Consider the following 13,449-nt stretch of genomic DNA (forward strand, 5'->3'; position numbering starts at 1 on the left):
AAAAATTAGAAAGTTTAGATATTTCTTTTTTCTCTACTATTTTTTCATAAAGCGATGGGAGTGTGCATGATGCCAGTATTAGTCTTCTGTATTATCGTCTCATTTATGTTGTACCTCTTCTACAAAACAAAATACTTTCGTACAAACCGCCCAATGGAGAAAGGTTGGCTCTCAGGAAAATCCGCAATGGCACTCGGTTCATTCGTCTTATTCTTCGGGATAAACCAATTCTTTTTAGAACTTTCAACCGCTCGTATTATCGTTGGTATCTTATTCGTTCTATTTGGCAGTGCAAGTGTATTTAATGGATTTCGCCAATACAAACATTTCTTACCATTAGCAGTTGAAGAAGCCGAAGTCTATGAAGCAACGTAAAAAAGCATCAACATTGTGATGCTTTTTTACGTCCTCTAACTTTCAAAATCATATATGCGACAAACGCAGAAGGAATATTGAATGGATTGCCTTGCACATGGAGATGTAACTGTTCTTCCCCAAAAGACATTTTTTCATATAGCTCTCGCTGAGATAATCCTGTTTTTTTCTTTTTTTCATGTAAACCTTGTAAGTATAAATATTGAATCGGTATCATCACAAGGAAGTAAAATAGTGCGATACTACCAAAAAAGAGTACTGTCGATGACATCATGCATACCACCTTTCAGAAATCCATTTTCTTACAATTAAATTATAACATAGTCTAGAATCCAAATGAATTAATATTCTGTTTTTTTATCAGACAATTGTCTTACTGTATAACTCCTCTTCCGCATACTGAATATATCGGCGAATGAAATAATCAGGATTCTTTTTAATAGGTTCAATATCAAGTCTTAATGGTATTTTCCCTGCCATATAAAAGATTCTTAAAGCAGTTCCAAGTCGAATGGCTGCTTCCGAAATATTTCCCCCATATCCCATCATGAAGTTCCCCCATGCCTCTTCTAACTGTCCAGAAGCAATTAAATGCAATCTAGGAACACCAATATCAAACTCTTTATACCCAAATCCACATTCATCAAAATCGAGTAAATACCAATCCTCTTTGTCTACAAGAATATTTCCAAAATGCATATCTCCGTGAACAAATTGTTTTTCTCCCAATTGAATTGAGTTTGTAAGTTCTTGTATTCTTTCTGCAATTCTCAAGCATTTATTTTTATCCTCATAAGATAAAAAAGAAGCATGTAATAAACATTGTAAAGGCTCATGAATCATCTTTTTCTCGCTATATATAGGTCTTTCATAACCCCTCCAAGTTTGCGGCACACTTTTAAGTACTCCATTTGCTTTTTCATGAAACATTCGCATGAGTGATCCAAGTTTTTCATAATCTTTATCCTTTGGTTCTATAATTTCACTTCCATTTATAAACCTAAAGACAACAAAATACTGGATACTTCCCTCATCTTTCATAACAGGTGTGATCCAGTCACCATCTTTATTTACAACTACTTCTGGTACTAACATTTGTTTTTGTATCGCTATTAACCAATGTATTTCAGCTTCTATTTGCTCGGCTGTATAACGTCCTTCTCTATACTGCCTAACTACAAATTTATTTTTGTCCGATTCGAACATATATGTTTGATTTTCTCCCCCATGCAACAATGAAACTTTCATAAGACTATTTAAATTATATTGCTTACATAACTGCTCTTTAATGTGAAAATCCATTCTTCTCCCCCCTAGTACATATAGTGCAGCATAGTTTCCCTTTAATAATTAGTAGTGTAAGCTTTTCTATCGACTAACAACCAATTCTCTAACCTGATATAGATTAGCTAAAGTCTCCAACATATACTGCTATTTTTGCACTTCACTACCCAAACTCTTACGCAGCTTAAATAACAGCTTCAAAATCCAATAAAACAAAATAAAGTTAAAGAAAAAGCCTAATGGATTAAAAGATATTTCCCATCCACCATAATAAACAAATGTTTCAGCTGGTACACCAAAGTATAGAAAATCGCCCTTATTTTCTCCAGCTGTAGAGATAAAGGAACAAACAATAGCGAAAATCAAACTTACTACATACAATTTCTTTTTCTTTATATCCATTCTTCGATGTGTTAACACATGAAAAGTTATTGCAAATACTACCCCTAAAAAGAGAATTATTACTCCCATTCGACACCTCCACAATTATTGTTCAAGCATCTTCAAATGATTGCACGCTTCTATTTATAAGTATGAAACAGAACGTAATTTACCTTTTTCTTTTGCAATTCAAAACATAATAGATTCAGTTGATAACTAAATTTTAAAAAGCTCTACTATACCTTCTTAAAAAAAATGGAACAAACCAAAGCGGCTTGCTCCATCTTTTTATTTATCGATCAATTGCACCATAAGTAATGCTTTCCCAACAACATTACCTTCATGATGTACTTCTACATCAACCTTACCAAATTTACGTCCTATTTCTAATACTTTCGGATGAACCGATACAACATTGTCAATTTGAACTGGTTTTACGAAATAAATTGTTAAGTTCTCAACAATTAAATCGCTCTTCTTTTGCGCACGAATAACGCGATTCGTTGCTTCTGTCACAATCGTTGCGAATACACCGTAAGATAGCGTTCCGATTGAATTCGTCATTTGCGGTGTCACTGAAAATTGATATAGATGCTCATTTTTCGCTTCTTTCGGCGTCATAAATTGATTCGTTACAATATCATCGATTGTTTCACCGACTTGCGGTTGACGCTGAATCATTTGCAACGCCTGAAGTACATCTTGACGGCTAATAATACCTTGCAACTTATTTCCTTCATCAACAACTGGAAGTAACTCAATACCTTCCCACACCATCATACGCGCCGCAGCTGCGACAGACATTTTTCCATTTACCGTAATCGGATGCTTTGTCATCACTTTATCAATTGGTGTTTCTTTCGCTACACCGATCATATCTTTTGAAGTTACAATACCTAACACTTTTTTATTTTCATCAACAATCGGATATCTTCCGTGCATCGTCTCTTCGTTATACGCATGCCATTGCTGCACTGTATCATCTGGCTTTAAATATAACGTTTCTTCAATTGGCGTTAAAATATCTTCAACGAGTACAATTTCTTTCTTAATAAGCTGATCGTAAATCGCACGGTTAATTAACGTTGCAACTGTAAATGTATCGTAACTACTTGAAATAATCGGCAGTTTTAATTCATCTGCTAATTTCTTCACATGATCTTCCGTATCAAATCCGCCCGTAATTAACACCGCAGCTCCGGTTTCTAACGCTAATTGATGTGCGTTCGTACGATTACCGACAATAAGTAAGTTTCCAGCTTCTGTATAGCGCATCATCGCTTCTAATTTCATTGCTCCGATTACGAATTTATTTAACGTTTTATGTAGTCCTTCTCTGCCTCCAAGTACTTGACCATCGACAATGTTAACGACTTCTGCATATGTCAGCTTTTCAATATTTTCTTTCTTCTTTTGTTCAATTCGAATTGTTCCGACACGTTCAATCGTACTAACATACCCTTTATTTTCTGCATCTTTAATTGCACGATAAGCTGTACCTTCACTTACACTCAAATCTTTTGCAATTTGCCTTACAGAAATTTTATGCCCTACTGGCAGGCTATTAATATGTTCTAAAATTTGGTTATGCTTGGTAGCCAAATGGTTTCACCATACTTTCTTTTCCCTAAATTCTTCATGTGTTGTATTTTCAGTATACTATATTTTCAAAACTGTTACACTCTCTCTTTGTATATCTGTACTATTTTTTTTATAACAAAATACACCTTACATTACACCACTTCTTCTATTACAACAATGTAATGGTATTGTCATCTCGTTCGATAGTTTGTCCAGCCACTTCCATATACAATGAAGACAAGAAATGAAACAAAGGAGCGGATACATGATGAAAAAATTATTAGAAGTTGTAGGTGCTGTATTGTTAGCTTTCGTAGACGGGAAAAAAGTTGCAATGGAATTGAATGAAACACCTGAACAGCCACTTCCAAAAAGAAAAGAATCATCAAAACAAGTACAACCTTTACAAGCTGTCCTACACACGTAAAAAACCCTTCACTTGTCTTTTCAAATGAAGGGTTTCTTTTCTATAGTGTAATACTTTCTCCAGCTTCTAATACTTTCCCTGTACAATTTTGTAGCTTTTCTACAAATTGATATGGATCTTGTTCAATAACCGGGAACGTATTGTAATGCATCGGTACAACAGTTTTCGCCTGAACCCATTTTGCTGCTAAAACAGCATCTTCTGGTCCCATTGTGAAATTATCACCAATTGGTAAAAATGCTACATCAATGTTATTTAATTCCCCAATTAATTTCATATCAGAGAATAGAGCAGTATCCCCTGCATGGTACAAAGTCTTCTCTTCTGCTGTAAATAAAATACCCGCTGGCATACCTGTATATGTAATCGTCTTATTTTCTTCATCAATATAACTAGAGCCGTGGAATGCTTGTGTAAACTTCACTTTTCCGAAGTCAAATTCATGTGAACCACCAATATGCATCGGATGTGTTTTTACACCTTGCCAACTTAAAAATGTCGCTAGTTCAAATGGTGCCACTACAACTGCATTATTTTTCTTCGCAAGTTCTACTGTATCTCCAACATGATCACCATGACCGTGTGATAAAAGAATCGCATCTACTTTTACATCTTCAGCCTTTAAATCTGTTTTGGGATTTCCTGTTAAAAACGGATCAATTAAAATTACTTTTCCATTCGTTTCAATCTTTACAACTGAATGCCCGTGATAAGATACTTTCATTATTACATTCCTCCCCTTATTACATTCTCACTTTTTATTCTACATGATTTTTCAATTCCCTGTCTTTTCTAACATCGATTTACTTGTCATAACGCTTTCTTCCGAGTTAAAGTTATATTTGTAATTAAATATCTCGGGGGTGCCAATCGATGAATGCTAGATTAGAAAATTTAATGCAATGGCTAAAAGAAAAAAACGTTGAAGCTGCGTTCTTAACTTCTACACCGAACGTCTTCTACATGACAAACTTCCACTGTGAACCACACGAAAGACTTCTTGGTATGTTTGTATTCCAAGAAAAAGAACCTATTTTAATTTGCCCTAAAATGGAAGAAGGCCAAGCACGTAACGCTGGCTGGGCACATGAAATTATCGGATTTACTGATACTGACAGACCATGGGATATGATTGCAAAAGCAATTAAAGACCGCGGTATCAATGCAAATGCAGTTGCAATTGAAAAAGAACATTTAAACGTAGAGCGCTACGAAGAATTAACAAAATTATTCCCAAATGCAGCTTTCACGTCAGCTGAGGAAAAAGTTCGTGAACTTCGTTTAATTAAAGACGAAAAAGAACTTTCTATTTTACGCGAAGCAGCTAAAATGGCAGACTATGCTGTTGAGGTTGGTGTAAATGCAATTAAAGAAGATCGTAGCGAACTAGAAGTATTAGCAATTATTGAACACGAATTAAAAACAAAAGGCATACATAAAATGTCATTTGATACGATGGTATTAGCAGGTGCAAACTCTGCTCTTCCACACGGTATTCCAGGTGCAAACAAAATGAAACGCGGCGATTTCGTACTATTTGATTTAGGCGTAATCATTGACGGCTATTGCTCTGACATTACACGTACAGTGGCATTTGGCGACATTTCTGAAGAACAAACTCGTATTTACAACACTGTACTTGCTGGACAACTACAAGCAGTTGAAGCATGTAAACCAGGTGTTACACTTGGTGCAATCGACAACGCTGCTCGTTCTGTTATCGCAGATGCAGGTTACGGCGACTTCTTCCCGCACCGCCTTGGTCACGGACTAGGAATTAGCGTACACGAATATCCAGATGTAAAAGCTGGTAACGAATCTCCATTAAAAGAAGGTATGGTCTTCACAATCGAGCCAGGTATTTACGTACCAAACGTAGGTGGCGTTCGTATTGAAGATGATATTTATATCACAAAAGACGGATCAGAAATTTTAACGAAATTCCCGAAAGAATTACAATTTGTAAAATAATAAAAAAGGCAGCGTGAGTGCTGCCTTTTTTATTTCTCTACTATTTCAAACTTCTCTACAATCATTTTTGCGGGATAGCTTTCAAGCATTTGAGAAGACCATACTTTTATTTTATCCCCTGTTTTTAATTGATCATATGCATCTTTATCCTTAAAAATTAGGACTATATCTGATGGATAATCTTGATTCATTTTTTGTTCTATATAATTTTGCAACTCTATTTTTGTCTTAAACGTTTTATCACCGACAAAAAACACCGTGTCATTTCTTAATATAATATATCCTTCTTTAGTTATTGCTTTTACCGCTACTTGTTTTGTAGTACACGCTGATATTACGAGTAGAAATGCACTTAAAAATATATACATAGAAATTTTCATATGCCTATTCATTCCTAACCCCTTATCCTACACTATTTCTGCTTTAACACCATCTTCTCTTCATACTTATCATCCCATTTAATCACAATCTCTATCGGTTCATCTTTAGATAGAGGCACACAACTTACACAAGAAGACTTCATTTCAATCTTTGCTCCTTTATGATTTTCTGACGTTTGTGTCATTGTGCTAAAGGCTCCATTAATAGCAATCTCTAAATTTTTAAATTCTGTATTTCCATCTCCGCCCTTATACTGAAATGTAAACATTCCATCTTCACTGTCATCCTTAATATGGCCTTTATATTGTCCCGTCCAACTTTTGCTCTCGCTAGAAAAAGTAACATACCAAATCGAGCAGCTTCCTAAAAAGAAAATACTAATGAAAAAGAATAATGCTCTCTTCATCATGCCCCTCCATTCAAATGCACTTATTTATTGTCTATTTCTTCCTTCTATTATACTATTAAAATACAGAATTTTCTAAAACAGGAGGTTTATATGTTACAACAACAGTTAGAAGAAATTCGTAATAATAATTACATGCTGGATAACAAAGTTAACATTGATTCTTTAAGTTCCAATATGCTTGAACATATCGGTGTTACTGATAGCTATTTAAGAGACAAACTTATTTACTCTACTTTTTATCATCTCATCAAAAAGGAATACCTTTCACACACGCAATTACAGAAACTACTATTAGAAAGCATCAGTGAAAAATATTTATTGTATAAGATTCATTCGGCTGATGAAGATGCGGTATTTACGCGAGCATTTACAACATTATTAATTGCCCTCATTATTGATGCTGATACAAATCATAATTTCTTATCACGGACTGATATTTCAAATGTAAAAGATCAACTAATTCTATATATGAACAACGAACATGATTTCCGGGGATATGTGCAAGACCACGGCTGGGCACATAGTATCGCTCATGCTTCCGATACATTTGAAGCGCTTGTTCGTAGTCCTAAACTGGAAACTTTATATTACGAAGAAATATTACAAACTTTATTAAACAAAGTCTGTGTCCATTCTATTTACTACAAATATGAAGAAGACGAGCGTCTCGTTTATCCGATTGTGGCAATGCTACAAAATGGTCTAAAGGAAGAAGTACTCCTATTAGCCCTTCATGACTTAGTAGCTCAATTACCCGTCAAAAAACAAACATTACATATTGAATCGTACGAGTACTTATACGGAAATGTAAAATCTTTCTTACGTAGTTTGTTTTTCCGACTACGCACACTGTCTATATGTGAAGAAACCGAATGCAAAATTGAAAAATTGCTACAAGAACTTCCAAAATATTATTAAAAAAAGAAGGCCACTTAAAAAGTGCCTTCTTCTATTTCACTAATATTTAATTGAAATTTCACGATCCAAACTGAGAAAAGGTGGACAAGAAGCGCAAACGCCATACATGCTCCGCTTAAAAAAGTTAGTATAGGATGCGAATACACGTGCCCTAATCCATAAGATATCGCCACGAAAAACATTGTTATGTAAATATAAATTGCTCCATGTATTTGCCTCATATAAACCTCCTTTTCATATAGTATAACATAAATTTTCTGATTATTCACATTAATAGACTGTAATTAATATTTCTCAACTGTTACACCTCTAACAGCCACTTTAATATATGGCGCTCCTTGTAAACTTTGTAAATCCTCTGTTTTACCTGTTACAATTACACCTTATATTGGTAGGTCTTTTGGTTTTCTGTTTTTTATTTCTTTATAGTTTATCCTAAAAGATTCTTAATATCCCACTTTTATTTTCACTTAAAGATATCCAAATACAGCTTTTCTACATTTTTATCATAATAAAAAGCACATCTATTTTGATGCGCCCTTCACATATACTTTAGTAACATATAAATCATTTTTTGAAACAAAAACTCTCACTCAGATGACCATTTTACGATTATAAAATACCAATCTATTATTTCATCGCATCCTTCACAACATCTTGAATCATAACGACTTCTGTTTTCATATCAACAGAGGGTGCTTCTTCATCAATACATTCATACCAAAATTCCAAATGCTTTTTATCAATTTCATGATGAGAATTTTCGACAAGAGCCCCGCCTTCTCCTTGCACAGAATACCAATATAAGTACTCTTCTCCATCTCTTATTTCCCGGAAAATTGTCTCAACGTACATCTTTTCGTCGTTTAATGTCAAAAGTACTTCTTTCATATTGTCATTCAGAAGCTGCATCCATTCATCTACACGATGACTTTTACCAGGCTTCACTTTAAATCTCGTTAATTCCACATTCATTTTTATTCCCCCGTTTTCTTCTGTACAAATAATCTATATTCTATTGGATTATGAAAACTTAATTTGCTAGCTAATTTTCGCGAAGAAGTATTGTCTACATAACAATCCCAGCACGGTGTAATATCATTTTGCATGCAATGCTCAATGAACCGCGTCGCAACAGCTTGAGCTAACCCTTTCCCTTGATATGCTTTATGCGTCACAATATCAATTTCAGCAAATCCGTTTCCACTAAATATTGAAACACATTCCGCTACAATCATTCCCTCTAGTTCTATACAAAATCCAAAACCATCGTTTAAAAATGTTTCTTTTGATCCCCAATATTCTTTGTAGTACTCTTCTGTAAATTCACTGCTTCGTTCTATATATCTTCTATCAATACGCTTCACTTCATATGTATTTTTGTTACAATTTCGTTTTCTCTCTTCAAAGATTACGCTTTGAAACTTCATTCGCGGGATGTTTCGAAGTACATGACTAAAACGTTCTTCTATCATCATTTCCCACTCGTCACTCGAAGAGAACAATGTAAATCTCTTCTCTGTTTTTTCAATAGCCTTTTTTATAAAAGAAAATAAATCTTCGTTGTAATTTTGATCATCAGTATGACCAAATAAATAATAAATGCCATTCGCTGTACGAATTAGTCCTGCTGTTAACTTCTCGTTTACAAAAACATCACCATCTATCACTTGATCACATACCGCATAAGCAAACGTCGTCGTTTTTGTATGGCTTTCTAAAATCGGAAGGATTTTTCTATACTCAGCTACAGATAATTTTTTCATAATTGCTCCACTTTAATCGTATCCGCCTCTATATGTTCAAAACAAAGATTTACCGTTCTCTTTAATGCTCTCGTTCTATGAATCGTACATGCTGGAATTAAAATAGAATCATTCGGCTTTAATACCGCTGTTTCTCCATCTTCAAAATCAATAAGTAATTCTCCCTCTAACACAATAAATAATTCATCTGAATTAGAATGATAGTGCCAATCATATTCACCAGTAAACACAGCGATTCGTAAGCAATGACTATTTACATTTGAAACGACGAAGTTTTTATGTTGCTCTTGAATGTCCTTTGTTAATTCTATTAAGTTCACAGTTTCCATCTTTCGTCTCATCCTTTCATTAGTCGCTCTTCTGAGAAATCAACTTAGTCTCCACCACCTCCGCAATCTCCTCCACCATCACTTGAGCTGCTACAATCATTGCTACTGTAATCACCGAATCCACTTGATGAGCTTGAAGCGTATGAAGATTTTTTGCTCATTTTTCTTTGCTTATCTTTCTTACTTTCATGACTAGGCCATACTGTATCAAATAATATAAAAAATAAGACTAATTCTATTGCAACAAGGAGAAATTCTAAAATACTCTCAATAATATTAGGAGTTATCTCAAAACTGTAAAACACTCCAAATGAATACATACACAAAATTACATACAGAACCATACAAATATACCGAAATGTTTTTTCTATCATAAGGACTACTTTTTTGAAATAGGTATGTGTATGTTCTGTTCTTGTTTTTTCTTTATATACTTTTGTCTCTTAGCCTGCTTTTTCTTCCTCTTTTTACTCCCCACCCAATCCCCTCTTTTGACTTTCATTTTTCATTTAATTCCAAATTATCACAAAAAATAACATTATAACAAGCTATATTTCACGTAAAGTTTTGTTTACTTTTTGTAAAGCTTCATTTACTTATTACCTAAAAATGGATATAATAAATGTAACAAATTTATAAAAAGGAGACTTTGTATATTTGATTAAAAATAGGGTAAAACAATTCCGCGTCGTTAGAGACATCACCCAAGAACAATTAGCTTCCTCTGTTCAAATCACTAGACAATCCCTCATCGCTATCGAAAAAAACAAATACAACCCAAGTTTAGAATTAGCATTGAAATTATGTGAGTTTTTCAACTGTAAAGTAGAAGATTTATTTCAATTAGATAAAACTGGGGAGGAAAAAGAATGAAAAATACTTCTAATCAAAAGTTCATTTCACATCTTACTCTTTTATTGTTAGGATCATCATTACTTTATTTCAATAGTAACGACGAAGAAAAGATTAGTTCTGTCCTTCTATTCGTTGGTGTATACATACTCTTAGATTTAATACTATTAGTAGTGAAAAAAATATTCTTTAAGAAAAAAAAGAGCGTTTCTGAGAAATATCCATTACCTGAGATGGATGAAAGAATCGAGAAGATGAGTTTAAAGCTTATGGCACAAATTTTCGGTCTCTCTCATTTAGTCGGCTCTGTGATACTATTTATTTTATATATCACTGACAAAAACTCGATGATACGAGTTGAGTATGCCTTATATTACTTGTTCGGCATTCTTTTCTTTACAATGATGTTCGGATTGAAAATTGTAAAGAAACTAGATAATTAACTCAAATAAAAAGCCCCTCCTTACGAAAGGAGGGGCTTACATGTATTTCTATTATGATAAAGCAGGAGCTTTTTCAAGAAGCTCTTTCGCATCAGCGTATTGTAAACCGTGAGCTTCTGCAACTGCTTCGAATGTTACGTATCCATCTAATGTGTTAATACCTTTTAGTAATGCAGTGTTGCCTAAGCAAGCATCTTTGTAGCCTTTGTTCGCAATTTGTACTGCATATGGTACTGTTACATTTGTTAATGCAAGAGTTGATGTACGTGGAACCGCACCTGGCATATTAGCAACTGCATAATGAACAACGCCATGTTTTTCGTAAGTTGGGTTGTCATGAGTTGTAATACGGTCAGTTGTTTCGAAAATACCACCTTGGTCAATCGCGATATCTACAACGACAGAACCTGGTTCCATTGATTGAATCATTTCTTCTGTTACAAGTTTTGGCGCTTTTGCACCTGGAATTAATACTGCACCAATAACAAGATCAGATTCTTTTACAGCTTCTGCGATGTTGTATGGATTAGACATTAACGTTTTTACTTGGTTACCGAAAATGTCATCTAGTTGACGAAGACGTTCTGCACTTAAGTCGATGATTGTTACATCTGCACCTAAACCTACTGCAATCTTCGCTGCGTTTGTACCAGCTTGACCACCGCCGATAATTGTTACTTTGCCGCGTTTTACCCCTGGAACGCCTGCAAGTAAAATACCTTTACCACCCTTGTTTTTCTCAAGGAATTGTGCACCGATTTGTGCAGACATACGACCTGCTACTTCACTCATAGGTGCAAGTAATGGTAATGAACGATTGTCTAATTGTACTGTTTCGTATGCAATTGATACAACTTTGTTATCAATTAATGCTTTCGTTAATTCTGGTTCTGGAGCTAAGTGTAAGTATGTGAATAAAATTAAACCTTCACGGAAATAACCGTATTCACTTGCTACTGGCTCTTTTACCTTCATAACCATATCTTGATTCCATGCTTCTTCAGCAGTTTCAACAAGTTTCGCACCAGCTTGTACGTATTCTTCATCCGTAAAGCCAGATCCTAAACCTGCTCCTTTTTGAACAAAAACTTCATGACCATTTTGTACTAAATGTACTGCTCCCGCTGGCGTCATTGCCACGCGGTTTTCATTGTTTTTAATTTCTGTTGGAATACCGATACGCATTATTAGTTCCCCCTTGAGTTATGAAATGACCCCTGAATCATTTTTTAAAGCGCTTTCTACGCTCTTATATTTTAACATAATATCTCAATATTTGACAAAAAATAATACAAGTTTTCCGATAGATTTAATTTTATATTAAAGGACAGTATTATCCGCACCTCTTTGCATAAAGGATAAACTGTCCAATTATTCGAAACTTCTCTTTATTTTTCTCTATCGATGTCTATGAATAACATCAACTGCACCAGTCACTTCAATAATTGTACCGGTAATCATATCGGAATCGTCCTCACATAAAAACGCAATCGTTCTTGCAATATCTTCACCTGTTCCAGATCTACCAACTGGTGTGTTACGTTCTTTCAACTGACGTGCTTCTTGAATCGTCGCTTCTTTCATTTCACCAATAATATCACCAGGACATACCATGTTTGCAGTAATACCATATTCAGCTTCTTCGTAAGCCACTGTTTTCGTTAATGAAACAAGTCCTACTTTTGCTGCGGCAAAAGCTGAACGATAAATCCATCCCGGTGCGCTATCCGCCCCTTGAAATCCGTAATTAATAATACGGCCAAAGTTCTGTTTTCTCATAATCGGAACGACAAGTTTCAACAAATGAAACACCGCTGTTAAATTACCCTGAATCATTTCATTCCATTCATCTTCTTCATAATCGACTAACTTTTTTCGTTCAAATACATATGGACCAGCATTATTAATTAAGAAATCGATTTTGCCAAAACGGCTTATCGCTTCTTCTACTATTTTATGTAAATCTTCCTTTTTCGTGACATCCGCTTGCACGAATTGTAGACGCTCTTCCATATTTTTATATGTTTCTTTCATCTTTTCCATAGCCGTGATATCGCTATGATATGTTACTGTTACTGAATAGCCTTTAGCCAATAATTTTTCTGTTACTTGCTTTCCTAAACCTTTCGTACCGGCTGTAATGAGCGCGTGTCTCACAAAACGGCCCCCTTTTAAATTGCTATAGTTCATATGTAACAAGTTCTCGCACCAATTACAACTAAAATGAATCAAAACAGAGTTTTCGAAATTCTGTAACGTTTCTGGCAAGCGCATTACCAAAATTTGTTTTATAATAAAGTTGTAAACGGTAATAAAAATGATTGGGAGGAAT

19 protein-coding genes and 2 pseudogenes are annotated in these 13,449 nt (G+C 34.6%); 6 read left to right on the top strand and 15 right to left on the bottom strand.

Annotated features, from left to right (window positions below; translation table 11 throughout):
- Nucleotides 1-69: 69 nt before the first annotated feature.
- Nucleotides 70-375, top strand: a complete 306-nt coding sequence (locus tag ACTFR9_RS15440) for a YtpI family protein (RefSeq protein ID WP_001144765.1) — start codon at nucleotides 70-72, stop codon at nucleotides 373-375.
- Between the two features lie 7 nt (nucleotides 376-382).
- Here the strand turns inward: ACTFR9_RS15440 and ACTFR9_RS15445 are convergent, their stop codons facing one another.
- The 4 genes from ACTFR9_RS15445 to ACTFR9_RS15460 all read right to left on the bottom strand — a co-directional run bounded on the left by ACTFR9_RS15445 (nucleotide 383) and on the right by ACTFR9_RS15460 (nucleotide 3,642).
- Nucleotides 383-646, bottom strand: a complete 264-nt coding sequence (locus ACTFR9_RS15445) for a DUF3949 domain-containing protein (RefSeq protein ID WP_000099739.1) — start codon at nucleotides 644-646, stop codon at nucleotides 383-385.
- Between the two features lie 89 nt (nucleotides 647-735).
- Nucleotides 736-1,677, bottom strand: a complete 942-nt coding sequence (locus tag ACTFR9_RS15450) for a phosphotransferase enzyme family protein (protein WP_000345500.1) — start codon at nucleotides 1,675-1,677, stop codon at nucleotides 736-738.
- Nucleotides 1,678-1,806: 129 nt separating this feature from the next.
- Nucleotides 1,807-2,130, bottom strand: coding sequence for a hypothetical protein (locus ACTFR9_RS15455; protein WP_000538208.1), 324 nt, complete (start codon nucleotides 2,128-2,130; stop codon nucleotides 1,807-1,809).
- Nucleotides 2,131-2,328: 198 nt separating this feature from the next.
- Entirely contained in the window at nucleotides 2,329-3,642 is a 1,314-nt protein-coding gene (locus ACTFR9_RS15460; RefSeq protein ID WP_000201583.1) for a CBS domain-containing protein, read from the bottom strand.
- A 244-nt stretch (nucleotides 3,643-3,886) separates the two neighbouring features.
- On the opposite strand from ACTFR9_RS15460, the gene ACTFR9_RS15465 reads away from it, so the two are divergent.
- Nucleotides 3,887-4,048: a hypothetical protein gene (locus ACTFR9_RS15465; RefSeq protein WP_000976310.1), complete on the top strand. Its 162-nt coding sequence runs from the start codon at nucleotides 3,887-3,889 to the stop codon at nucleotides 4,046-4,048.
- 40 nt (nucleotides 4,049-4,088) lie between these two features.
- Here the strand turns inward: ACTFR9_RS15465 and ACTFR9_RS15470 are convergent, their stop codons facing one another.
- Entirely contained in the window at nucleotides 4,089-4,772 is a 684-nt protein-coding gene (locus ACTFR9_RS15470) for a metal-dependent hydrolase (RefSeq protein ID WP_000868938.1), read from the bottom strand.
- A gap of 149 nt (nucleotides 4,773-4,921) precedes the next feature.
- Between ACTFR9_RS15470 and pepQ the strand changes: the two genes are divergently transcribed.
- Complete coding sequence (pepQ, locus tag ACTFR9_RS15475; protein ID WP_000994042.1) at nucleotides 4,922-6,019, top strand: Xaa-Pro dipeptidase; 1,098 nt, start codon at nucleotides 4,922-4,924, stop codon at nucleotides 6,017-6,019.
- A gap of 29 nt (nucleotides 6,020-6,048) precedes the next feature.
- Here the strand turns inward: pepQ and ACTFR9_RS15480 are convergent, their stop codons facing one another.
- Both ACTFR9_RS15480 and ACTFR9_RS15485 read right to left on the bottom strand, forming a co-directional pair.
- Entirely contained in the window at nucleotides 6,049-6,411 is a 363-nt protein-coding gene (locus ACTFR9_RS15480) for a DUF3221 domain-containing protein (protein ID WP_001079371.1), read from the bottom strand.
- A 20-nt stretch (nucleotides 6,412-6,431) separates the two neighbouring features.
- Nucleotides 6,432-6,809, bottom strand: coding sequence for a hypothetical protein (locus ACTFR9_RS15485; protein WP_082187538.1), 378 nt, complete (start codon nucleotides 6,807-6,809; stop codon nucleotides 6,432-6,434).
- 90 nt (nucleotides 6,810-6,899) lie between these two features.
- On the opposite strand from ACTFR9_RS15485, the gene ACTFR9_RS15490 reads away from it, so the two are divergent.
- The gene (locus ACTFR9_RS15490; protein ID WP_000941484.1) at nucleotides 6,900-7,727 is read left to right on the top strand and encodes a DUF2785 domain-containing protein; all 828 of its coding nucleotides are present in this window, start codon (nucleotides 6,900-6,902) and stop codon (nucleotides 7,725-7,727) included.
- A gap of 14 nt (nucleotides 7,728-7,741) precedes the next feature.
- Here ACTFR9_RS15490 and ACTFR9_RS15495 read toward each other — a convergent pair whose 3' ends face one another.
- From ACTFR9_RS15495 to ACTFR9_RS15520, 6 genes and pseudogenes are all read right to left on the bottom strand, one after another.
- Nucleotides 7,742-7,948: a hypothetical protein gene (locus ACTFR9_RS15495; protein ID WP_001248905.1), complete on the bottom strand. Its 207-nt coding sequence runs from the start codon at nucleotides 7,946-7,948 to the stop codon at nucleotides 7,742-7,744.
- Nucleotides 7,949-8,011: 63 nt separating this feature from the next.
- Nucleotides 8,012-8,204 (bottom strand): annotated as a pseudogene (locus tag ACTFR9_RS15500) (hypothetical protein); the annotation flags it as partial.
- Between the two features lie 153 nt (nucleotides 8,205-8,357).
- Nucleotides 8,358-8,702, bottom strand: a complete 345-nt coding sequence (locus ACTFR9_RS15505) for a DUF6176 family protein (protein WP_001100205.1) — start codon at nucleotides 8,700-8,702, stop codon at nucleotides 8,358-8,360.
- A gap of 2 nt (nucleotides 8,703-8,704) precedes the next feature.
- Nucleotides 8,705-9,493 (bottom strand): GNAT family N-acetyltransferase, encoded by a 789-nt coding sequence (locus tag ACTFR9_RS15510; protein WP_229136257.1) that lies wholly within the window; start codon nucleotides 9,491-9,493, stop codon nucleotides 8,705-8,707.
- Nucleotides 9,490-9,822: a cupin domain-containing protein gene (locus ACTFR9_RS15515; protein WP_000450943.1), complete on the bottom strand. Its 333-nt coding sequence runs from the start codon at nucleotides 9,820-9,822 to the stop codon at nucleotides 9,490-9,492. The genes ACTFR9_RS15510 and ACTFR9_RS15515 overlap by 4 nt, the downstream gene beginning before the upstream one ends.
- 44 nt (nucleotides 9,823-9,866) lie before the next feature.
- Nucleotides 9,867-10,300, bottom strand: a pseudogene (locus tag ACTFR9_RS15520) (hypothetical protein).
- 179 nt (nucleotides 10,301-10,479) lie between these two features.
- Between ACTFR9_RS15520 and ACTFR9_RS15525 the strand changes: the two are divergent.
- On the top strand, nucleotides 10,480-10,695 hold the full coding sequence (locus ACTFR9_RS15525; RefSeq protein ID WP_000594782.1) for a helix-turn-helix transcriptional regulator: 216 nt from the start codon (nucleotides 10,480-10,482) through the stop codon (nucleotides 10,693-10,695).
- Nucleotides 10,692-11,117 carry a hypothetical protein gene (locus tag ACTFR9_RS15530; protein WP_000799452.1) on the top strand — a complete coding sequence of 142 codons (426 nt, stop codon included), beginning with the start codon at nucleotides 10,692-10,694 and terminating at the stop codon, nucleotides 11,115-11,117. The genes ACTFR9_RS15525 and ACTFR9_RS15530 overlap by 4 nt, the downstream gene beginning before the upstream one ends.
- A 51-nt stretch (nucleotides 11,118-11,168) precedes the next feature.
- Here the strand turns inward: ACTFR9_RS15530 and ald are convergent, their stop codons facing one another.
- Together ald and ACTFR9_RS15540 are read right to left on the bottom strand one after the other, a co-directional pair.
- Nucleotides 11,169-12,302 carry an alanine dehydrogenase gene (ald, locus tag ACTFR9_RS15535; RefSeq protein WP_001219405.1) on the bottom strand — a complete coding sequence of 378 codons (1,134 nt, stop codon included), beginning with the start codon at nucleotides 12,300-12,302 and terminating at the stop codon, nucleotides 11,169-11,171.
- Between the two features lie 213 nt (nucleotides 12,303-12,515).
- On the bottom strand, nucleotides 12,516-13,307 hold the full coding sequence (locus tag ACTFR9_RS15540) for an SDR family oxidoreductase (RefSeq protein WP_002163505.1): 792 nt from the start codon (nucleotides 13,305-13,307) through the stop codon (nucleotides 12,516-12,518).
- Between the last annotated feature and the right edge of the window lie 142 nt (nucleotides 13,308-13,449).

This window comes from Bacillus cereus group sp. MYBK222-1 (assembly GCF_051916425.1).
GTDB lineage: Bacteria > Bacillota > Bacilli > Bacillales > Bacillaceae_G > Bacillus_A > Bacillus_A paranthracis.